The organism is Stenotrophomonas sp. 3diitr2024, assembly GCF_042136455.1.
Lineage (GTDB): Bacteria > Pseudomonadota > Gammaproteobacteria > Xanthomonadales > Xanthomonadaceae > Stenotrophomonas > Stenotrophomonas sepilia.
Window position 1 is genome coordinate 1 of the sequence record NZ_JBHHMJ010000457.1, and the last position, 21,694, is coordinate 21,694.

The window sequence follows — 21,694 nt, forward strand, 5'->3', positions numbered from 1 at the left end:
AGGCCGACGCGAAAGCGTCGGCCTTTGTGCTTTCAGTAGTGCCAGGCCATGCCTGGCAGACCGAAGCCTGCTCTCACGTCCGTACGCACGCCTGCGAAAACTCGACAGGTGCCGACGCAACCCCGTCTGCGTCCCTTAGGAGCGCACTCCAGCGCGCGACGCCCGTGCCGATGCCATTGCAGGCAAGATTGATCACCACCGGCTGCATCGGATCGTCAAAAGTCTGCGTCGACGAAGAGCACGCACCCGCCTCGGAACAGGTCGTCAGCGAGAGCTCCACCGACAGCGGGTATTGGGGATTCCCGGCATAGCGGACTTCGATGTCACGGGCCGATTGAACCGGCACATTGGTATCTGGGATCGGATGCAGGACCAGCGGCTCGCAGGTCTTGCCTGCTGCCCACAGGCGATAGCCCTTCTCCACGCCTTTCATCGACGCCGAGCGGAAGACGGGGTCCTGCAAGGCAGCCACATCGTCAGGATTGGAGTGGTAGGCGGTTTCGATGATCACCGAGGGCATCTTTCCGATGCGGTTCTCGCCGTGCGCATCAGCAGCCGATTCGGCTCGAACAGGAAAGTTCTCATACCCCGGCTGGGCGTGGATCAGTTCCCTCATGCCGCACAGAATGCTGTCCCCCAGCGCCTTGTCCTCTGGCTTGGCACGATGGTGATAGACCTCTGCTCCCCGAACAGTGGAGGCAGAATTTCCGTTTGTGTGCAGACTCAGCATCACGTCCACACCAAGATGATTGGCATAGTTGGGGCGAGCACGGATGTCTTCCTTGACTTCACGATCGCTATCGGCGCTGTTTGGCAGCTCGTTCCAAATGTCGGCACGTTCAGGGAGGAGCGCTTTCAGGTGATACCTGGCAGACATATGTTCCCAAGGGTGGCCCGACTCCGGATGCGGGTCCGTAGAACGACTGCGTGCTCGATGCACGACCAATCCGCTTCGTTGCTCCAGCAAGCCCTGCAGTTCGTCTCCGTAGATTGGGCTCAACACATCCTCCTGCAATCCGAGCGGGGCCGGTCGTTGAAATTCCCACGCCCTGCTGGGATGCAAGGCAATGTAGCCATGGCTTGACGAAACCAGAGCCTGCGTGTGCGCGGATCGGGATTTCGCTGCTTTTGGCGCAGGGTGATCTTCCGGGAAATGCGCCTCCATTGGCTTGCCCTGAAAAAGGAACTCCACATCCAGGATTTCCAGACCCGCCTGGTCCGAGTAGTGCCGAAGATCAGCGGCCAGCGGTATGAGGAAGAGCTCCCCGTAGTTCTGGTCATTGCCCGGAAGGTATCCGGGGCCGAAGTCGACGACCATCCTGCGCTTCTGCGGATCTACCACTACGCTCACAGTCACTTGGCGCAAACTGCCCTTCTCTTGCAGATGGCGTGTCAATTGGGCGGAGATTTCGCGCTCAAGCAGCGCCACCAACTCTGCATAGGCGCCCGGATCTTCCGCAGCCCTCGAGGCCTCGGCCGCGGAAGCCAACACCGGTGGCACAAAGATCAGGCCGCACGCGACCACGGCAGACGCAAGCTTCAATCCCTTCATTGTTGATTTCTCCATGTGGTGGGATGCGCGCCACTCATGCGGCGCCCCGCCACCCTGCCGAGCCGTGCGCCGGTGATTCCGCACCAGATACACACGGTTGGAGAATTCAAACTTTCCTCATGCCCCCGCAGAACAAACCAACCCAGCCCCGCCAACACCATTCGTGATCCACCTGGCCTATCCTTGCCAACCATGCCCTCCACCCGCTTCCTCGACTCCCTGCAGTCCATTCCCGCCACCGACTGGGACGCCCTGCACGACGGCCAGAATCCGTTCGTCAGCCACGCCTTCCTCTCAGGCCTGGAACAGCACGGCTGCCTGCGCGAGGACTGGGGATGGCAGCCCCGGCACTTCACGCTGTGGGAGGGCGAGCGCCTGATCGGCGCCATTCCGGGCTACCTGAAGACCAACTCCCACGGCGAATTCGTGTTCGACCATGCCTGGGCCAACGCCTATGCCCGGCATGGCCGCGACTACTACCCGAAGTGGCTGGGCGCGGTGCCGTACTCGCCGGTCACCGGGCCGCGCCTGCTGGCCCGTCACGATTCAGATCGCACCGCGTTGCTTTCGGTGTTGCGTGATGCACTGCCGGCACTGGAGGCGTCATCGGCCCATATCAATTTCCACACCGCAGCGGACGAGGCGCTGTTCGGCGATGACTGGCTGCTGCGCGAGGACGTGCAGTTCCAGTGGCAGAACCCGGGTGACTGGGCAACGTTCGAGCAGTTCCTCGGTGCGATGAACCACAAGCACCGCAAGAACATCCGCCAGGAACGGGCCAAGGTCACCCGCCAGGGCATCACGTTCCGCGTGGTGCATGGCGACGAGGCCAGCCGCGCCGACCTGCAGGCGATGTATCGCTTCTACCTGCAGACCTTCCTTGAATACGGCAATGCCCCGGCGCTGACCGAGGCTTTCCTGCGCCATCTGGCCATTTCATTGGGACGTGGGCTGGTGCTGTTCCTGGCCGAGCAGGAAGGCCAGCCGATTGCCGGCGCACTTTGCCTGCGCGGTGGTGACACGCTGTACGGTCGCTACTGGGGCGGCGCCACATTGCCCGGCCTGCATTTCGAAGCCTGCTACTACCAGGGCATCGAATACTGCCTGCGCGAAGGGCTGAGCCGTTTCGAGCCGGGCGCACAGGGCGAGCACAAACTGGCGCGCGGCTTCCTGCCAGCGCTGGTGCGCAGCCGGCATTGGGTGGCCGACGCGGATTTCGCCGAGGCGTTGCAGGAGTGGTGCCGGCAGGAGCGGCGCGATGTGCGGCGGTACCGGCAGGAGCTGCTGGGGCACAGCCCATTTCGCGCTGACGGGTGACCAGCCAACCAGGGTTGGCATCTACCGCGGCATTCGCGCGGGGCCGCGACGACTACAATGCCGGCATGACCCGCCAGCTGCCCTGGCGCCTGGCCGATGCGCCGGACGCTCCCTTCCCTCCGGCCGAGACCGCCCTGCGCCAGCCCGACGGCCTGCTCGCGGTGGGTGGTGACCTGCATCCAGCGCGCCTGCTCAACGCCTACGCCGGCGGCATCTTTCCGTGGTTCAGCGAGGGCGAGCCGATCCTGTGGTGGTCGCCTGATCCGCGCATGGTGTTCCGCACCGACGGCGTGCACCTGTCCAGCCGCTTCCGCCGCCAGCTGCGCAGCAGTACGTGGGAGGTCAGCGCGGACACCGCCTTCAGCCAGGTGATGCGCGCCTGTGCGGCGGCACCTCGGCCCGGCCAGGACGGCACCTGGATCAGCCCGGCCATGGTCGAGGCCTACAGCCAGTTGCACGACCTCGGCTTCGCCCATTCCTTCGAAGTCTGGGACCGTCAGTCGCTGGTCGGCGGCATCTACGGGGTGGCCATCGGGTCGATGTTCTTCGGCGAGAGCATGTTCAGTGGCGCCAGCGGTGGTTCCAAGATCGCGCTGGCGGCACTGGCGTCCACGATTCACGGCTGGGGCTGGGAGCTGATCGACGCCCAGGTGGAAAATCCGCACCTGCTGCGGATGGGCGCCGAACACCTGCCGCGCGCGGAATTCCTGCAGCACGTGCGCCAGGCCGTGCGCCATGACGGCCGTGAAGGCTCGTGGACACAGGCCGTCGGACGCTTGCCAGCCCGGCATTTGGCCGGCGGTTAACACAAACTTTGCAAGCTGGGCCGGTCACGCGTAAAATACCGCGCCTTAGGCCCAGCGTGGCCGTTTTCTGAACCGCACAGGACTACATGTCGAAAGACGATTCCATCGAGTTCGAGGGCACCGTCAGCGAGACGCTGCCGAACACCACTTTCCGCGTTCGTCTGGAAAATGGGCACGAAATCATCGCCCACATCTCCGGCCGCATGCGCAAGAACTACATCCGCATCCTCACCGGTGACCGGGTCAAGGTTGAAATGACCCCGTACGACCTGACCAAGGGTCGTATCACCTACCGCATGAAGTAAGCGGTCGGCGCGGTGCGCCACTTCGACAAGGCCAGCCCTGGTTGCTGGCCTTTTGTCATGCCTGCAATCCGGCCCTGCCGGAGGTCATCGTGACCGAACTCACCGTGACGTCGGTCAGCCCTGCTTGCGGCAGATTCGCATCTGCATCCGTAGCGGCATCGTGGGACCCGGTCCAGTCCGGACCGCCACCCCCCTGCCCTGCCATGAACATGCTCCCGCTGACCGCTCTGCTCGTCGCCCTTGCCGTGCCCGCCAGCGCAGCGCCCGTGCACGCCGCCGACACTCTTTCCACCTCCAGTGACTGCGTCCAGCTGGGCAGCGACCAGCAACTGGTGCGCGCCGGCGCCTCGCGCAACATCCTGCTGCGCAATGGCCAGGACCACTACGTCGTGCATTTCCAGGACGACTGCTCGGCGGCAGGCTACTCGCGGAAACTGAGCTTCGCCACGGACGGCCAGCAGGGTCTGCTGTGCTCTGCCGGCCGCAGCCAGCTGCTCACCGATTCCAGTCGCTGCATCGTGTCGCAGATCGAGCCAGTCGACGAGGCAACCTTCAAGAAGAAAGCCCGCCAGCGCAGCCGCTGACGGCGCACATGACAAGGGCGGCCGAAGCCGCCCTTGTTGTTTCAGGTCCACCGGGCCAGGCCCGGTGTCAGCTCACTCCACAGTCGCCGGCAGCAGGCGCTCCGGTTCGGCCTGGGTTTCGACCACCAGCTCGTCGTCGCGCACATCGATGCTCACCTTGCCGCCGTTGACCAGCTTGCCGAACAGCAGCTCGTCGGCCAGCGGACGCTTGATCCTGTCCTGGATCACGCGGGCCATCGGACGCGCACCCATCAGCGGGTCGAAGCCGTGGTGGGCCAGCCAGTCGCGCGCGGTTGGCGTGGCCGACAGGCTGACGTGCTTGTCCTGCAGCAGCATCTCCAGCTCGATCAGGAACTTGTCGACTACGCGCAGGATGTGCTCGAAGCCCAGCGCCTGGAACTGCACCACCGCGTCGAGGCGGTTGCGGAATTCCGGGGTGAAGCTGCGGCGGATGGTCTCCATCGCGTCGGTGGCGTGGTCCTGCTTGGTGAAGCCGATCGAGCGCCGCGAGGCCTGCGCCGCACCTGCATTGGTGGTCATCACCAGCACCACGTTCTTGAAGTTGGCCTCGCGACCGTTGGTATCGGTCAGCACGCCGCGATCCATCACCTGCAACAGGATGTTGAAGATGTCCGGGTGCGCCTTCTCGATTTCGTCCAGCAGCAGCACGCAGTGCGGCGTCTTGACGATCTTCTCGGTCAGCAGGCCGCCCTGATCGAAGCCGACGTAGCCTGGAGGGGCACCGATCAGGCGGCTGATCGAATGCGGCTCCATGTACTCGGACATGTCGAAGCGGACCAGCTCGATGCCCAGCTGCAGCGCCAGCTGCTTGGTCACCTCGGTCTTGCCGACACCGGTCGGGCCGGCGAACAGGAAGTTGCCGATCGGCTTTTCCGGATTGCCCAGGCCCGAACGGGCCAGCTTGATCGCCGAGGACAGCGTCTCGATGGCCGGGTCCTGGCCGAAGATCACCATCTTCAGGTTGCGCTCCAGATGCTGCAGCACGTCCTTGTCGGTGGCACTGACCTGCTTGGTCGGGATCCGCGCCATCTTGGCCACGATCGCCTCCACTTCCTCGACGTCGATCAGCTCCTTGCGCTGCCCTTCCGGCAGCAGGCGCTGGCGGGCACCGGCCTCGTCGATCACGTCGATGGCCTTGTCTGGCAGCAGGCGGTCGCCGATGTGCTTCACCGACAGGTCCACCGCCGCCTGCAGCGCTTCATCCGAATAGGTCACGCTGTGGTGCAGCTCGTACTTGGACTTCAGGCCCTGCAGGATCTCGTAGGTCTCGCCCACGGTAGGCTCCACGATGTCGATCTTCTGGAAGCGGCGGGCCAGTGCCCGGTCCTTCTCGAAGATGCCGCGGTATTCCTGGAAAGTGGTCGAACCGATGCAGCGCAGCTCCCCGGAGGCCAGGGCCGGCTTGATGAGGTTGGACGCATCCATGGTGCCGCCCGACGCCGAGCCGGCGCCGATGATGGTGTGGATCTCGTCGATGAACAGCACTGCGTTGGGCACCTTCTTCAGCGCGGTCAACACACCCTTCAGGCGCTTCTCGAAGTCGCCACGGTACTTGGTGCCGGCCACCAGCGCGCCCAGGTCGAGCGAATAGATCACCGCGTCGGCAAGCACGTCGGGCACCGAGCCCTCGACGATTCGGCGGGCCAGGCCCTCGGCGATGGCGGTCTTGCCCACGCCGGCCTCGCCCACGTACAGCGGATTGTTCTTGCGGCGACGGCACAGGACCTGGATGGTGCGCTCGATCTCGTCACCACGACCGACCAGGGGATCGATGCGGCCGGACCGGGCCTGTTCGTTGAGGTTGCTGGCGAACTCGGTCAGGGCATCACCCTTCGGCTCCCCCTCCCCGCCTTCCATGCGGCCCTCGCCGTCGGAGGAGGAGGACGGCTGCTCGCCTTCCTCGCCCAGCTTGGCGATGCCGTGGGACAGGTAATTGACCACATCCAGCCGGGTCACATCCTGCTGGTTGAGGTAGTAGACGGCGTGGGAGTCCTTCTCGCCGAAGATGGCGACCAGCACGTTGGCGCCGGTGACCTCCTTCTTGCCCGAGGACTGCACGTGGTACACGGCCCGCTGCAGCACGCGCTGGAAGCCCAGGGTCGGCTGTGTATCGCGGCCGTCATCTTCGGCCAGGCGCGACACGGAGGCCTCGATGGCCTGCTCCAGCTCCTGGCGCAGGCGTTCGGCGTCGGCACCACAGGCCTTCAGTACGGCCTGGGCGGACGGGTTGTCGAGCAGTGCCAACAGCAGGTGTTCGACCGTCATGAACTCATGCCGGGCCTCACGGGCGCGCTTGTAGCACTGGCCGATGGTGTGTTCGAGGTCTTTGCTGAACATGGATTACTCCGGCGGCAGATGGGAACAATATGCGGCCTGACTACGCGATTTCCATCACCCTAGCGGATTGCTGCGTTCAGATGGCGTTAGCACTGCAGAACGCTTGATCTTCGTTCACTCCAGAAGACCTCAACCGGCATGAGCGAACCCTACCTGAGCCGCTGGCGATTGCGGCGTGATGGCCCGGCCATCGAAACACCTCACGCCCGGCTCTGGCCGGTGCTGACCGCTGCCGGCGAGCCGGCGATGCTGAAGATCAGCAGCGAAGCGGAGGAGCAGAACAGCCATCGCCTGCTGTGCTGGTGGGACGGCGATGGCGCTGCCCGCCTGCTGGCCCACGCCGGGCCGGCGATCCTGATCGAGCGTGCCGGCGGCGACTCGCTGCGGCAACGCTCGATCGAGGGCGACGATGAGGCCTGCACCACGATCCTGTGCCAGGTCCTGCAACGGCTGCACCGGCCACGGAGCGCGCCGCCAGCGGAACTGGTCTGCCTGCGTACATGGTTCGCCGATCTGCTGCAGCCAAGGGCTGCGCTGCCGCCACTGCTGGAACAGTGCAGATCACTGGCGGAGGGGTTGCTGCAGGAAGAGCGCGAGGTCCGGCCCCTGCATGGCGACCTGCACCACGACAACGTGCTCGATTTCGGCGCGCGCGGCTGGCTGGCGATCGACCCGAAGCGGTTGCTGGGCGACCGTGCGTACGACTACACGACGATGTTCAGCAATCCGGATCTCTGTGGCCCGGGCATCCACGTGGCCACGCGGCCGGAGCGGTTTGCTGCCCGGCTGGAACAGGTCAGCGCACTGGCCGGCCTGGAGCGCACGCGCCTGCTGCGCTGGATCGCGGCCAGCATGGCGCTGTCGGCAGTGTGGTTCAGGGATGACGGCGACCCGGCCGACGGGGACGAGGCGGTGGCGCGGATGGCGCTGGAGGCGCTGGCGGAGAGCTGAGACCCGCGCTTGGCAGGTGCCTACCTTGCTGGGGGCGCTCCATCCACGATCGATACAGGCCTCTGCTTTGGTAGGTGCCCACCTTGGTGGGCACACTGGGTCCGGGATCGTTGTGCCCGGACGCGAATCGGCAGCCGGTCAGGCCTTTTCCATCGTGCACAGCAGCGGATGCTGGTTCATCCGCGAGTACTCGTTGACCTGGGCAACCTTGGTCTCGGCCACTTCGCGGGTGAAGACACCGCAGACGCCGCGGCCGCGGGTATGAACGTGCAGCATCACCTGGGTGGCCTTGTCCAGGTCCATGCTGAAGAACTGCTGCAGCACATCCACCACGAAATCCATCGGGGTGTAGTCGTCGTTGAGCAGCATCACCTGGTAGAACGGCGGCGGCGCCACTTCCGGGCGCGCGGGCTCTACGGCAACGCCGTGCTCGTGCTGGGAATCGGGGGAGGACTCATGGGGCATCCATCCATTATAGGGGCTCGGGCAGGCCTGCGTCGGCCCGCCGCAGATTGGACGGCACGCACGCCCACCGTCACAATTGCACCCTCTCCCAACACTGTTTCACAGGATCTTCATGAAAAGGACCCTTCTTCCCGCCCTGCTGATCGCGCTGGCCGCTGCCGGCTCTGCCACTGCCGCAACCAGCGCCGACAAGTCCGTGGCCCGCCATCTGGACAAGCTGGGCTATACCTACGAAGTCGACGAGGATGGCGACTACCGCATGGTCTTCGACGTCGAGGGTGACCGCACCCAGATGGTCTACGTGCGCTCGGCGGTGGAGGATTTCGGCAGCCACAACATCCGTGAGATCTGGTCGCCGGCCTACAACGCCAAGACCAAGCAGTTCCCGGTGGCCGTGGCCAACCGCCTGCTGGAGGATTCGCAGGACGCCAAGATGGGGGGCTGGGTAAAGCAGGACACCACCGCCATGTTCGTGGTGAAGATCGACGCCGATGCCACCCCGGACCAGCTCAGCGACGCCATCGATGCGGCCATCCGCACCGCCGACGCGATGGAGCTGGAGCTGACCAAGAAGGACGAGTTCTGAGTTGAACACCACGCCGGACCCGCGCTGGGCACCGCACGCCACCGTCGCCACGGTAGTGGTTGACGGCGGCCGCGTGCTGCTGGTCGAAGAGACCATTGAAGGCCGCCAGGTGCTGAACCAGCCGGCCGGCCACCTCGAGCCAGGCGAAAGCCTGGCCGAGGCAGCCCTGCGCGAGACCCGGGAGGAAACCGGCTGGACCGTGCAGCTGACCCATTTCATCGGCTGCTACCAGTGGACTGCCGGCGACGGCACCGCCTTCCTGCGCTTCTGCTACGCAGCACACCCGGTCTCGCACGACCCGGCCCAACCGCTGGACACCGGCATCGACCGCGCGCTGTGGCTGACCCCGGCCGAGCTGCAGGCCGCCGGTGAGCGCCAGCGCAGCCCGCTGGTCTGGCAGGTGGTGGCGGATTACCTGGGTGGCCAGCGCCATCCGCTTTCGCTGGTCCGGGAGGTCGCATGAGCACGCCGCGCGTGATGGTGGGCGTCTCTGGTGGTGTCGACTCTTCGGTCGCCGCCTGGCGCCTGGTCCAGCAGGGCGAGGCAGTGGCCGGCCTGTTCATGCAGAACTGGGCCGACGACGGCAGCGGTGACTGCCGTGCCGAGGATGACCGCCGCGATGCGGTCGCCGTATGCGGCCTGCTCGGTATCCCGTTCCACTTCCGGGACTTTTCCAGCGAGTACTGGCAGGGCGTGTTCGAGCACTTCCTGGCCGAATACGCCGCTGGCCGCACGCCGAACCCGGACGTGCTGTGCAACCGCGAGGTGAAGTTCAAGCATTTCCTGGACGCCGCCCGCGAGCTGGGCGCCGAGCGCATCGCCACCGGCCACTACGCACGGGTGACCCAGCGCGGCCACCAGTGGCTGCTGCTGCGCGGTGCCGACCGCTCCAAGGACCAGAGCTACTTCCTGCACCAGCTGGGCCAGGAGCAGCTGGCGGCCACCCTGTTCCCGATCGGCGACCTGGAGAAGACCGACCTGCGACGGATTGCGCGCGACGTCGGCCTGCCGACCCACGCCAAGAAGGACTCCACCGGCATCTGCTTCATCGGCGAGCGGGATTTCCGCGAATTCCTCGGCCGCTACCTGCCGGCCAGGCCCGGCCAGATCCTTGACCCGGCCGACGGCAGCGTGATCGCCGAACATCCGGGCGTGTTCTATTTCACCCTGGGCCAGCGCGAGGGCCTGAACATCGGCGGCGTACGCGGCCGCCCGGCCGCACCGTGGTACGTGGTCGGCAAGGATGTGGCCAGCAACGTGCTGTACGTCGACCAGGACCGCGACAGCCCATGGATGCTGTCCGAGCGCCTGCGATCGGAGCCGGCGCATTGGATCTCGGGCTCGCCACCCGCGCGACGCTTCGAATGCACCGCCCAGACCCGCTACCGCCAGCCCGATGAGCCGTGTACGGTCGACGTGCTGGACGATGGCAGCCTGCTGGTCACCTTCGCGCGCCCGCAGCGTGCCGTTACCCCCGGTCAATCGCTGGTGCTGTATGACGGTGATGTGTGCCTGGGTGGCGCGGTGATCGCCGCCACCGATGCGCCGCTGGAACAGCGCCTGCGCACCACCCCCTCCCCTTTTGAGGTAATCGCTGCATGAGTTTCACTGTCGACGACCGCGTCCTGGCCTTGGCCGGCATTGCCCAGGCCCTGCAGCAGGTACGCCGCATCGCCGATACCGGCCATTCCGACGCCGCCGCCGTGCGCACCGCCGTGGACAGCGTGTTCCGTGTCGATGCGTCCTCGCCGCAGGCGGTGTTCGGTGACCGCCATGCACTGAAGGCCGGGCTGCGCCTGCTGCACAACTATTTCCGCAACCAGGGCCAGGATCCGATCCTGCCGAAACTGGCGCTGTCGGTGCTGCAGCTGGAGCGCCGCTTTGTTCAGGATGGCGCCACCGTGAACAAGGTTGCTTCGGGCATCGAGCGTGCCCAGCGCCAGGCCACCGAACTGGGCGACAGCGGCCACCCGGATGTGCTGGCCAGCCTGGGAAGCCTGTACGCGGACACCATCAGCCACCTCAAGCCGCGGGTGATGGTGCAGGGCAACCCGCACTACCTGGGCCAGGCCGGCGTGGTGGCCGAGATCCGTGCCCTGCTGTTGGCCGCGGTGCGCTCGGCAGTGCTGTGGCGCCAGCTGGGCGGCAGCTACTGGGACTTCCTGTTCGGCCGCAAGGCGATGATCGAGGCCGTGGACCGGCAGCTGGCGTAAGGGTGTGGGGTCAGAGCCCTTTTCCATGAAAAGGGATCCGACCCCGCCGCTGCCTACCCAGGGGTCGGATCCCTTTCCGGCACGGAAAGGGCTCAGACCCCGAAGCCGCCAAGCGCCGGAAAACCGGCGCATTCAGAATGCACTTCCAAGCACATCGACGTTAAAGAGAAAGGGGGTACGGCCGATACATCCTCCGTGCACCTCCCGAGAACGTCCATGTACTCACGCATTTTCATCCGTCTGGCCGCCCCCCTGGCTCTGACCCTGCTGCTCCCCTTCGCCATCGGTTTCGAATGGCCGGCCGCCCTGCGCTGGGCGATCCTGACCACGATGACGCTGAGCTGGCTCGGCTTTGCGTGGTGGACCACCCGCGCCCAGGCGCATCGTTCCCCGGAACATGCCCGTGTCCTGCGTGAGCAGGACCAGCTGCTGACCGAACTGCGCAACTTCGTCGGCAACGAAATCGACGGTTCGCGTGGTGAAGTGGAACGCGCCCGCGACCTGATCCGCCAGGCGGTCTCCAGCCTGGGCGGCAGCTTCGATGCGATGAACCGCAAGTCGCGCCAGCAGAGCCAGGCGCTGTCGCGCATCGTCGACCGCGCCGGCGATGAAGGCAATGCCGGCCTCGACGTTGCCCGTTTCGCCCAGCACGCCAGCCACCGCATGGAACAGCTGGTGGAAGCGCTGGAACAGGTGAGCGGCCAGAGCAGCACCACCGTGCAGCACATCGACCAGATGGCACAGCACCTGGATGGCATCTTCGCGCTGCTGGAAGACGTCAAGTCGATCGCCGACCAGACCAACCTGCTGGCGCTGAACGCCGCCATCGAAGCCGCGCGTGCCGGTGAAGCCGGCCGAGGCTTCGCGGTGGTCGCCGACGAAGTGCGCAACCTGTCCGAGCGCTCGACCACCTTCAACGAGCAGATCCGCAAGCTGGCGCACAGCTCCAAGGACGCCATCGCCAAGGTGCGCGAGACGGTCTCGCACATGGCCTCGCGTGACATGGACCGCTCCCGCGAAGCACGCCAGGAAGCGGCGGCAATGCTCGACAATGTCGCGCAGATCAATGCCTCGCTCGGCGACGGCATGCGCGAAGTCTCCGAGTGCGCACGTGCGATCGATGGCAGCGTGGCCGAAGCCGTGCGCGCCCTGCAGTTCGAAGACATCGCCACCCAGGCGCTGGGCGGCGTGCACACCCACCTGGACCGCCTGACCGCGATCAACCGTGAAGCGGTGGCCCTGCAGGAACTGCTGCACCGCAATGGCGGCGTGTTCGACGAAGAGATCGCCACGGCCCTGCAGCGCACCGGCAACCGCCTGCGCGAACTGCGCAGCGAATGGGAACGCCCGCCGCACAAGCCGGTTGCCCAGCAGAGCATGGGTGCCGGCACGGTAGAGCTGTTCTGATCCTGATGTCCGCTGCCCTCGCTGGCAGCCCGCAAGGCCCCGGTTCGTCCGGGGCTTTTGCCTGTAACCCGCCATTGGATGCATCCTGTACGCGCACCATGACCCTGATCCGCGCCCTGCCCGCCCTCACCGACACCGAGCGCCCGCGCAACGCGAGCGTGCGTGAGCAGCTGCAACAGCTGGAGGATGTGGCACGCGAGGAGATCCGCGAGCTGCAGCAGCTGGCGGACGCGCGCCCTGCCCCGTCGCGGGCGGACGAGGCGCTGCTGGGCCTGGCCTGGGATCTCGGGCTGGATGGCGAAGCCCTGAAGTAGATCCACGCCATGCGTGGATGGACCGTCCCGCATGGCATGATGCCCAAGTCCCGTTCATGGAAGACCGATGGCCATCGCCCTGATCGCAGTGCTCCTGATCGAGACCGTCCTTCTGATGGCCTGGGTGACCGGCTATTTCAGCTGGGGCATCGCCCTGTTCAACGAACGCATCGCAGCGTCGCCCGCCATGCAGGCCCGCCTCTCGCTGGGCAGCCTGGAACGTGACCTGCCGCAGGACAAGTGGCTGCAACTGGCCTTCCATGCGCTGCCCGATGGCAGCATGGCGTTCCGTGAGAGCTTTGCGCCGAGCTTCGGCCTGCGCTACTTCCCGGTGATGCGCGGTCGCATCGTACTCAACGCGCGACGGCACGAGGTGCGGGTGATCGGACTGTGCAGCTGGTTCGTGGCCATCCTGTCGCTGCTGCTGTTGCCGCTGGTGGCGATGCGCCCGATGGTGGCGCCCATGCTGCTGGTGCTGCCACTGTTCCTGGCCAGCTATCTGGTGCAGAAGCGGCGCTATGCGGCCATTGTCGAGGCGCTGCGCATGCAGTTGAAGGCGGAGTTTCCCAGGTAGATCCACGCCATGCTTTGATAGTGCCCTGCGATGCCTGCATTTCGGATTGTTTGCATGGACCGTGAGCGCTCGGCGCTTCATCGTAAAGGGCCGATTCCGGTTCAGATCAGCCCGATGACCAGCGCCGCCCTCTGCCTTTCACTCGCTTTGCAGCTCCCGGTTGCTTCAGAACCGCTTGCCGTAGATCCCGACTCCCTGCTCGCCCTTCACCAAGCGCTCCAGTTCTTCGGCGAATTTCAACAGCCCTACTCTGCACCTGTGGATGTGGCCGATCCTGATGCAGGTACGATCGATGCAACTGTCGAGATCTCCGCCGGATGCCTGCGGGATGGTCCACAGGTCATCATCCTGGACGCGGATGTAGACGAGGCACCCGAGCGCTATCTGGTGCTGAACGAGCCCTGGCAAAGCCTTTCGGCGGGAACATTGTTGCTCGTCTCTGGAAACACAGCGGCCATCATCTCAACTCAGGAGGCGAACAAGGAAGCCACACAGGCCGAGCGAATGCTGACATTCCTGGATTATCTGCCGTTCGACGCCGGGAGGAATGCGTTGGTGGAACCAGGCATCGAAGCGCAGGAATCAAGCTTTGAAACCAGGGCGTTCATGGAGAGCTTCAGTGCGAGCTCCCGGGGCGAGGCGCTCTCCGAGGCGACTCTTGCCGCATGGAAGGGCGTGCTGCCCGACCTGCTGCTGGCGCTGTGGCGACGCGACGGGTTCGCACGCTATCGCGACGACAGGCTCATCTTGGTCGATCCGCATCTGTACTCAGGGGTTGTCGCAGCCTTCCTGCAGGGCACTCCGATGGAAGGTGCTGATCGGTTCCATGCCTATGCGGTGACACCTTTCGGCCAGATGCTCTTGTGTGGAGAGAACACCTCCATGCATATCAGCATCGATCCGCACAGCGGACAGGTTTCGGCGGACTCGGATGTAGCAGCCACTGCCGGCGCGACTGAACGCAACTGGAAACTGGAGTTCCTGCTGCACCACCTGGATGGGCCCTATCTCGATGCAACCGACGATGACGAGCAGCCCTTGTACGCACGCGCACTCGATTTACTGGGCCACCTGGCTCCCAACGAGATCTACAGCTTCTCACCCTCGGTTGTTGAAGGTGGCTGGCAGGCAGCGCACCTGGTCAAGCGGGATCGTCTCGCTGAATTGAAGTCACTCGCCAAGCAGACAGCAGCAAGACGGTCCTTGCGGTCTGATGCTGAAGACAGGTAAACCCGCGCCGTTCATTGCTGGTCGCGATCTCTGGCATCGGCGCCGACCAACGGTCGGCACCCACCGTGGCAGGCTCCGGCACTCGCCACTGCAGGTGCTGCAAGTAGAACCACGCCATGCGTGGATGATCGCAAGGTACATGCATCCGTGCCGACCAAGGTCGGCACCCACCAAAGTATGGCTGTCAGCGCACCAGCACTGCTTCGCTGCTGGCGTCGGTGCGCATCGGTAACGGACGCTGCTGACGCAGCCACTGCGCCAGGTCGCGCGGGCTGAGCGGGCGCGAGTACAGGTAACCCTGGATCTCGTCGCAGCCCTGGCGGCGCAGCATGTCTTCTTCCTGGTGCGTCTCCACGCCCTCGGCCACCACCTTCATGCCCAGCGCGTGGCCCAGGTGCACGATGGCCTGGGTCACTTCGGCCGTGCCCGAATCGTGCAGCATTCCCTGCACGAAACTACGGTCGATCTTCAGCCGCCCGACCGGGAAGCGATTGAGATAATTGAGGTTGGAGAAGCCGGTACCGAAGTCGTCCACCGCCAGCGGCACGCCGTGCCGTTCGAGCACGTCGAAGCAGTGGCGCAGGATGTCGGTGTCACGGATCAGCGCCGATTCGGTCAGCTCCAGCTCCAGCCGCTGCGGCGGCCAGCCGTGGGCATGGCAGATCTCGATCACACGTTCGGCGAAGCCACGGTCGCGCAGCTGCACCGCCGACACGTTGACCGCGATGCGGTCGAAATGCAGTCCTGCCCGGTCCCAGGCGGTTGCCTGGCGGCAGGCTTCGTTCAGAACCCAGTCGCCGATGCGCACGATCTCGCCGCATTTCTCGGCGATGGGAATGAACTCGGCCGGGCTGCAATAGCCGATGCCGGGGCGATGCCAGCGCAGCAGTGCTTCGATTGCCGGCGGCTCGCCCTGGTGGGCATGCAGCAGCGGCTGATAGGCCAGGCTGAACTCCTCGCGCTCGATCGCACCGTGCAGCGCGTGCTCAAGCTCCAGCCTGCGCTGGATGCGGGCCAGTGCGTCCTGGCTGTAATACTGGTAGGTGTTGCGTCCGGCTTCCTTGGCCGCGTACATCGCGGCGTCGGCAGCGCGCAGCAGTGAATCGAAATCGGTCTGCGCATCGCCCAGCATCGCGATGCCGACACTGGCACCGACCTTCAGCGTGGTCTCGCCACGGCGCAGCGGCTCGGCCAGCGAGGCGATCAGCTTGCGGGCGACATGTCCCGCATCCTCGGGCTCAGCCAGGTCGCGCAGTACGACGATGAACTCGTCGCCGCTGAAACGGCCAAACAGATCATTGTTGCGCAGGTTCTGGTGCAGGCGGGTCGCGGCAGCCTTCAGCAGCGCATCACCCGTGGCGTGGCCGAAGCTGTCGTTGATGGTCTTGAAGCCGTCCAGGTCGATGAACAGCATCGCCAATGAGGTGCCGCGATCACGCGCCTCCTCGATGGCCTCGGCGGTCTGTTCGCCGAGCAGCACGCGATTGGGCAGGCCGGTCAGCAGGTCGTAGTGGGCCAGCAGCTCAATGCGCTCGTTGGCCTCGCGCTCGCGGGTGATGTCACGGAACAGCACCACGAAGCGCGGCGGCAGTCCGTCACGACGATCCAGCTCGATCAGCACCTGCACCCAGACACGCAGGCCGGACTGGCGGTAGAAGCACAGGTCCAGCTGCTCGGGCAGGCCGCCGTTGGCGATGCGGGCCAGCGCCGCCTCGAACGCATCGCGCGAGTCTTCGGTATACAGCGCCATCGCCTGATCGAGGGTGATCGGCTCCTTGCGCAGGCCGTGGATGCGATAGCATTCCTCGGTCCATTGCATGCTCCGGGTCTGCACCTCGATCTCGCAGCCGCCGATGCGGCCCAGCGCGGAAACCCGGTTCAGCAGTTCGGTGCGCCAGCGAATCAACGCGTCGGTCTGGTGCTGTTCGGTGATGTTCTGCACCTGGCCGAGCAGGCGCTTGGGCTGCCCGTCCATGTCCAGCAGCGGCTGCATCCACAGCCGCAGGTGCTGTGATGGCTCATGGCCACGGGTCAGCTCCAGCTCGAGATTGGCGGCACGACCATCGCGCCACAGCCGCCGCCATGCCGCACGCAACGCGCCACGCGAGCGCGGATGCAGCTGCTTCAGCCAGCGCCGCTGGCCGGGCACGGCGCCGTGCTCCAGCGCCAGCAGCGAGCGCAGTTCCGGCGACCACCAGAAGTGCCCGCTGTTGGGGTCGAACGACCAGCTGCCCATGCTGGCGATGCGCTGGGCCTCGCTCAGGTGCAGCTGCTGTTCCTGCAGCAGCGATTCGAGCTGCTTCTGCTGCTCGATATCGGTATGCGTGCCGACCATGCGCAGCGGCTGGCCATCGGCGGTGCGCGCGACCACGCGGCCGCGATCCAGCACCCAACGCCACTGGCCATCGGCCTGGCGGAAGCGGAACTGTGCGCTGTACTGCTCGCTGCGCCCGCGCAGGTGCTCGTCGAGCGCGGCACGCACCTGGTCGATGTCCTCGCTGTGCACGCGCGACAGCAGTTCGGTGGCCGTCTCGTCGCCCAGCGCCGGCGTGCGCGCCACCCGGTCACTGGGGATGTCCCAGTCCCACAGGCTATGGCCGGCGCTGTCCAGTGCCAGTTCCCAGCGCCCACCCCCATCGACCGGCACCGGCTCGGGAATGCTCAGGGTGAACGCCAGCAGGTTGCCGGCACCGTCATGCACGGCGCGCAGGTGGCCGTCGTAGTGGCCGCGCGGGCCGCCTGGCAGCGTGCAGGGCACGATGCCGCCATCAGCGGCCATCAGGCGTAGATCTTCCAGCATTGGCGCATAGGCGGCCACGGTGGCCGGCAGGCCATGCTCGCGCGCGGCCGGATTGGCCGCCAGCGGGCGCCCGGTACGGTCGACGATGACCAGCGCCGACGCAAGCGGGTGCTGCAGCAGGCTGGCGATGATCCCTTGGTCCACGCGATCTTGCTCCGGATGACTCGCCCGTCAGCGGGGCACGCAGTGGTTAACGGCGCCTGCGGCGGATAATTGAGTGGTGACGGCACGCTGCGGGGTAAGATGACCGGCGCCCCTTTCACCCACCCCGTCCATGCCCGCAGAACCGACCGGCAACGCCACAGTTCCCGACCCGCGGATGGCGCAGGCACTGAGCCGTGACCGGCGGCGGGTGGTGTTGAGCTACCTGGTGATGGCGCTGGCCTGGATGATCTCCACCGACAGCGTGGTGCAGGCGCTGGTGCCCGATCCGCAGCAGGCGGCCCTGTGGCAAGGCCTGAAGGGCTCGTTCTTCGCCCTGGCCAGCGCGGGCCTGCTGTACCTGCTGCTGCGCCCGCTGGCCGAGCATGTGCTGCATACCCACGCCCGCCAGCAGGCCTCGGAGCTGCGCCTGCGGCAGATGTTCGAGGGCAACCCCGGCCCGATCCTCGTCTATGACCTGGACACATTGGCGATCCTCGATGCCAACCCAGCCGCCTGCACCGCTTTCGGCTGGGAGCGCGATGAGCTGCTGGAACAGACCATCGACGCCTTGTGGCCACCTGGCCAGGGCCAGGCGCTGCAGGCCAAGCTGGAGGCGATCCGCGAGGCGCCCGACGAGCTGTGCATCCTGCGCGCGCAGCTGCAGCTGCGCGATGGCGCGCTGCGGCAGATGGAACTGCGCTCCAACGCGATCAGTTACGACGGTCACAATGCGCGCCTGCTGATCGCCATCGATCGCACTGCCGAGGACCTGGCCCAGCTGCGCCGCGACCAGGCGCTGGCACGGGTGGAAGAAGCCCACGAACTGGCCCGCATCGGCGCCTGGGAGCTGGACCCGTCCACCGGGCTGGGCCGCTATTCCAACCAGGTCTATCGCCTGCTCGGCCGCCGCCCGCCCGAAGCCCGCCGCTGGCACCGCTTCGACGAACTGCTGGTGCCGGCCGACCCGGCCACCGCCACCCAGACCGAGCAGCTGCTGGCCGAGCTGTGCTCCGGCGAGCCGGTACAGGTGGACGTGCTGCTGCCGCTGCTGTCGATGGACGGGCGCGCGCTGATGGTGCACCTGCGCGCCGCCAGCGGTCTCGATGAGGCTGGCCGCAACCGCGTGCTGGGCACCCTGCAGGACGTGACCGAACGCGAGCAGTCGCGGCGACTGCTGCGCGAGCGCGAGGAGCAGTTCCGCGAGCTGGTGCGGGTACTGCCCGACGGCGTGGTGATCCTCTCCGACGAACATGTGTTGTACGCCAACGCCTGGGCCGCCGGCCTGTTCGGCTACGGCAGCCATACCCTGCTGGGCGAGCCCTTGTCGGCGCTGGTCGCTGCCGCAGACCTGCCGCGGGTGCGCAGCCAGCTGCGTGCCGGCCAGCCGCACCTGGGACCGGGCCACAGCAGCGTGGTGGCCATGCAGCGCGGCGACGGCCGCAGCTTCCATGCCGGCCTGGCGGTGGGCGACGTGCGCTACGGTGGCCGCGACTGCAAGCTGCTGATCGTGCGCGACCTCAGTGATTCCGAGCGCATCCGCAGCGCGCTGGAAACCAGCAACCGCGAACTGCAGGCGATGGCCGGGCGGCTGTTCTCGCTGCAGGAGGACGAGCGTCGTGCGATTTCGCGCGACCTGCACGATGACATCGGCCAGGCCATTACCGCGATCAAGCTGTCGGCGCACGCCGCGCTGGAAGAGGACGATCCGCAGCGGCGTGGGCAGGATCTGGCGCAGATCGTCAGCCTGGCCGACACCACCGTGGCCAAACTGCGAGACATCTCCACCCTGCTGCGCCCCCCGCAGCTGGATGCACTGGGCCTGGAGGCAGCGCTCAGCTGGCAGGCGCGGGTTCTGTTCCGCTCCTCGCCGGTGGAGCTGCTGGCCGAGATCGAGCCGTTGCCGCATCGCCCCGACAACAGCATCGAACAGGCCTGCTTCCGCATCGCACAGGAAAGCCTGACCAATGCGCTGCGCCATGCGCGCGCCAGCCAGGTCCTGCTGCAGCTGCGCGATGTCGGCCAGCGCGGCCTGCACCTGCAGATCCGCGATGACGGCGAAGGCTTCGATCCGGACGGCCCGCGCGGCCTGGGCCTCATCGTGATGCGCGAGCGCGCACAGAGCGTCGGTGGCCACGTGCGGATTGAATCCGCGCATGGCGAAGGCACCCTGGTCGATGTCCACCTCCCCTACCAGGCGGCCAGCAGGGCTGCCGTCGATTCACCGGAATACTGAACCATGTGGAATCCCAACCTGCCCCCGGTCAGCATCGATGACGCTCCCGACCGCCTTGGCGCCGGCAACCCCGAGCTGCAGGCAATGGTTGCCGAGGCAGCCTCAGGCGGCATCGCACTGATGCTGATGCACGTGGACATCGACCATTTCGCATCGGTCAATGAAAACATGAGTGCCGAAGTGGGCGACCAGGCGCTGGTGCTGGTGGCACAGCGCCTGCAGTCCTACCTGCGCGGGCGCGGCAAGTTGTGGCGACATGGCAGCGACGAGTTCCTGATCGCGGTGCCGCGCACCGCCGATCTGCCGTTGCCGGAGGATTTCGCCGAGGAGATCCGCCAACAGATGGAGCTGCCGCTGTCGGTGCTGCCGTACACGTTGTTCATGACCGGCAAGCTGGGCGTGAGCCTGTGCCCGGAACATGCCAGCAGCACCTCGCGCCTGCTCGACCATGCCGAGGATGCGCTGTACCAGGCCGCCCGCGAAGGCGGCAATGCCGTGCGCATCCATGCGGTGGACACCCCGCCAAGCGCGCACAGCGAGAGCATCATCGCGCGCCAGATCGTCGATGCCATTCCCAATGGCGAGCTGAAGCTGCGCTACCAGCCACTGGTAAGCGCGCGCGACGGCCACGTGGTGGGCATGGAAGCGCTGCTGCGTTGGCAGTCGCCGACCCTGGGCATGCTGGTGCCGGAGCGCTTCATGCGCACCGCCGAACGCCTGGGGATCATCGTGCAGATCGGCACCTGGGTGCTGGAAGGCGCCTTGAAGCAGGCGCGGCTGTGGCGCGACCAGGGCTTCGATGACTTCACCATCGCAGTGAACGTGTCCACCCTGCAGCTGCTGCGGCCGAACTTCTTCGCCGAAGTGATGTCACTGCTGCAGGCGGCGGGCGTACCGGCGCACATGCTGACGCTGGAGATCAACGAGAGTGCGCTGACCAACAACGTCAATTTCGTCCACGAAACGCTGGCCAACCTGCGCAACGAAGGCATCAGCCTGAGCCTGGACAACTTCGGTACCGGCGACTCCAGCCTCAGCGCGCTGGTGCGCTACCCGGTGGACAAGCTGAAGATCGACCGCAGTTTCATCAAGAGCGCGCCGGCCGGCAATCGTGAAGCGGCCATCGCCCGCGCGATCATCGCCATGGGCCACCAGCTGGGCATGACCGTGATTGCCAACGGCGTGGAATCGCAGGCGCAGCTGGGCTTCCTGCGCCGCAACGACTGCGACGTGTTCCAGGGCTACCTGTTCGGCGAACCGATGTCGGCCGATGCCGCCGGCATGACCCTGCGCCGCCGCTACCTGCGCCCGGAAGCCTTCGCTGAGACACGTCCGGACCGGACGCTGCTGCTGCTGGATGATGAGGAAAACGTGCTGCGCTCACTGGTGCGCCTGTTCCGCCGCGACGGCTACCGCATCCTGGCCGCCGGCAACGTGCGCGATGCGTTCGACCTGCTGGCGATCAACGACGTGCAGGTGATCCTGTCCGACCAGCGAATGAGCGACATGAGCGGCACCGAGTTCCTCGGCCGGGTGAAGATGCTGTACCCGGATACGATCCGCCTGGTGCTGTCGGGCTACACCGATCTGAACACGGTGACCGATGCGATCAACCGCGGCGCGATCTATCGCTTCCTGACCAAGCCGTGGAACGACGACGAGCTGCGCAAGCACATCCACCAGGCGTTCCGCACGTACGAGGAACAGCGCCGCAGCAATGCCGGCCCGGCGCCGGTGGAGAGCGGAGATGGCGGCGAGGATCGCCCATTGCGGTAACCATCCCCTCTGGTAGAGCCGGCCGCTGGCCGGCTGCTCTGGATATCGGGTTCAATGAGGTTGCCGGCCAGCGGCCGGC

19 protein-coding genes are annotated in these 21,694 nt (G+C 66.2%); 15 read left to right on the forward strand and 4 right to left on the reverse strand.

Features of this window, described 5'->3' with window-relative positions; translation table 11 throughout:
- Positions 1 to 73 precede the first annotated feature (73 nt).
- Positions 74 to 1,552, reverse strand: coding sequence for an N-acetylmuramoyl-L-alanine amidase (locus ABGA94_RS11490; RefSeq protein WP_375367329.1), 1,479 nt, complete (start codon positions 1,550 to 1,552; stop codon positions 74 to 76).
- Positions 1,553 to 1,744: 192 nt separating this feature from the next.
- Between ABGA94_RS11490 and ABGA94_RS11495 the strand changes: the two genes are divergently transcribed.
- From ABGA94_RS11495 to ABGA94_RS11510, 4 genes are all read left to right on the forward strand, one after another.
- Positions 1,745 to 2,869 carry a GNAT family N-acetyltransferase gene (locus ABGA94_RS11495; protein WP_375367331.1) on the forward strand — a complete coding sequence of 375 codons (1,125 nt, stop codon included), beginning with the start codon at positions 1,745 to 1,747 and terminating at the stop codon, positions 2,867 to 2,869.
- 65 nt (positions 2,870 to 2,934) lie between these two features.
- Positions 2,935 to 3,675: a leucyl/phenylalanyl-tRNA--protein transferase gene (gene aat / locus ABGA94_RS11500; RefSeq protein WP_005416481.1), complete on the forward strand. Its 741-nt coding sequence runs from the start codon at positions 2,935 to 2,937 to the stop codon at positions 3,673 to 3,675.
- 86 nt (positions 3,676 to 3,761) lie between these two features.
- On the forward strand, positions 3,762 to 3,980 hold the full coding sequence (gene infA / locus ABGA94_RS11505) for a translation initiation factor IF-1 (RefSeq protein WP_005409596.1): 219 nt from the start codon (positions 3,762 to 3,764) through the stop codon (positions 3,978 to 3,980).
- A gap of 203 nt (positions 3,981 to 4,183) precedes the next feature.
- Positions 4,184 to 4,564 (forward strand): hypothetical protein, encoded by a 381-nt coding sequence (locus ABGA94_RS11510; RefSeq protein ID WP_005416480.1) that lies wholly within the window; start codon positions 4,184 to 4,186, stop codon positions 4,562 to 4,564.
- Between the two features lie 72 nt (positions 4,565 to 4,636).
- On the opposite strand, the gene clpA is transcribed toward ABGA94_RS11510, so the two are convergent.
- On the reverse strand, positions 4,637 to 6,922 hold the full coding sequence (clpA, locus tag ABGA94_RS11515) for an ATP-dependent Clp protease ATP-binding subunit ClpA (RefSeq protein WP_005416479.1): 2,286 nt from the start codon (positions 6,920 to 6,922) through the stop codon (positions 4,637 to 4,639).
- Between the two features lie 138 nt (positions 6,923 to 7,060).
- Here clpA and ABGA94_RS11520 point away from each other — a divergent pair, with 138 nt between their 5' ends.
- Entirely contained in the window at positions 7,061 to 7,873 is an 813-nt protein-coding gene (locus ABGA94_RS11520; protein WP_375367335.1) for an APH(6) family putative aminoglycoside O-phosphotransferase, read from the forward strand.
- A gap of 138 nt (positions 7,874 to 8,011) precedes the next feature.
- Here ABGA94_RS11520 and clpS read toward each other — a convergent pair whose 3' ends face one another.
- Entirely contained in the window at positions 8,012 to 8,338 is a 327-nt protein-coding gene (gene clpS / locus ABGA94_RS11525) for an ATP-dependent Clp protease adapter ClpS (protein WP_005416477.1), read from the reverse strand.
- 112 nt (positions 8,339 to 8,450) lie between these two features.
- On the opposite strand from clpS, the gene ABGA94_RS11530 reads away from it, so the two are divergent.
- From ABGA94_RS11530 to ABGA94_RS11565, 8 genes are all read left to right on the forward strand, one after another.
- Positions 8,451 to 8,924 (forward strand): hypothetical protein, encoded by a 474-nt coding sequence (locus ABGA94_RS11530; RefSeq protein WP_005416476.1) that lies wholly within the window; start codon positions 8,451 to 8,453, stop codon positions 8,922 to 8,924.
- Position 8,925: 1 nt separating this feature from the next.
- The gene (locus ABGA94_RS11535) at positions 8,926 to 9,387 is read left to right on the forward strand and encodes an NUDIX hydrolase (protein WP_005416475.1); all 462 of its coding nucleotides are present in this window, start codon (positions 8,926 to 8,928) and stop codon (positions 9,385 to 9,387) included.
- On the forward strand, positions 9,384 to 10,526 hold the full coding sequence (mnmA, locus tag ABGA94_RS11540; protein WP_375367338.1) for a tRNA 2-thiouridine(34) synthase MnmA: 1,143 nt from the start codon (positions 9,384 to 9,386) through the stop codon (positions 10,524 to 10,526). Before ABGA94_RS11535 ends, mnmA begins: the two co-directional genes overlap by 4 nt.
- The gene (gene hflD, locus ABGA94_RS11545; RefSeq protein ID WP_005416473.1) at positions 10,523 to 11,137 is read left to right on the forward strand and encodes a high frequency lysogenization protein HflD; all 615 of its coding nucleotides are present in this window, start codon (positions 10,523 to 10,525) and stop codon (positions 11,135 to 11,137) included. The genes mnmA and hflD overlap by 4 nt, the downstream gene beginning before the upstream one ends.
- Before the next feature lie 216 nt (positions 11,138 to 11,353).
- A complete protein-coding gene (locus tag ABGA94_RS11550) occupies positions 11,354 to 12,544 on the forward strand; it encodes a methyl-accepting chemotaxis protein (protein WP_005416472.1) in 1,191 nt (396 codons plus the stop codon).
- 98 nt (positions 12,545 to 12,642) lie between these two features.
- Positions 12,643 to 12,858 carry a hypothetical protein gene (locus tag ABGA94_RS11555; protein WP_033835502.1) on the forward strand — a complete coding sequence of 72 codons (216 nt, stop codon included), beginning with the start codon at positions 12,643 to 12,645 and terminating at the stop codon, positions 12,856 to 12,858.
- A gap of 67 nt (positions 12,859 to 12,925) precedes the next feature.
- Entirely contained in the window at positions 12,926 to 13,432 is a 507-nt protein-coding gene (locus ABGA94_RS11560; RefSeq protein WP_197599027.1) for a hypothetical protein, read from the forward strand.
- A gap of 54 nt (positions 13,433 to 13,486) precedes the next feature.
- Positions 13,487 to 14,662 (forward strand): GAD-like domain-containing protein, encoded by a 1,176-nt coding sequence (locus tag ABGA94_RS11565; protein WP_375367340.1) that lies wholly within the window; start codon positions 13,487 to 13,489, stop codon positions 14,660 to 14,662.
- A 184-nt stretch (positions 14,663 to 14,846) separates the two neighbouring features.
- Here ABGA94_RS11565 and ABGA94_RS11570 read toward each other — a convergent pair whose 3' ends face one another.
- Positions 14,847 to 17,606 carry an EAL domain-containing protein gene (locus ABGA94_RS11570; protein WP_049461077.1) on the reverse strand — a complete coding sequence of 920 codons (2,760 nt, stop codon included), beginning with the start codon at positions 17,604 to 17,606 and terminating at the stop codon, positions 14,847 to 14,849.
- A 130-nt stretch (positions 17,607 to 17,736) separates the two neighbouring features.
- On the opposite strand from ABGA94_RS11570, the gene ABGA94_RS11575 reads away from it, so the two are divergent.
- A complete protein-coding gene (locus ABGA94_RS11575) occupies positions 17,737 to 19,839 on the forward strand; it encodes a PAS domain S-box protein (RefSeq protein WP_375367342.1) in 2,103 nt (700 codons plus the stop codon).
- 3 nt (positions 19,840 to 19,842) lie between these two features.
- Complete coding sequence (locus ABGA94_RS11580; protein WP_005416466.1) at positions 19,843 to 21,615, forward strand: EAL domain-containing protein; 1,773 nt, start codon at positions 19,843 to 19,845, stop codon at positions 21,613 to 21,615.
- Positions 21,616 to 21,694: the final 79 nt, after the last annotated feature.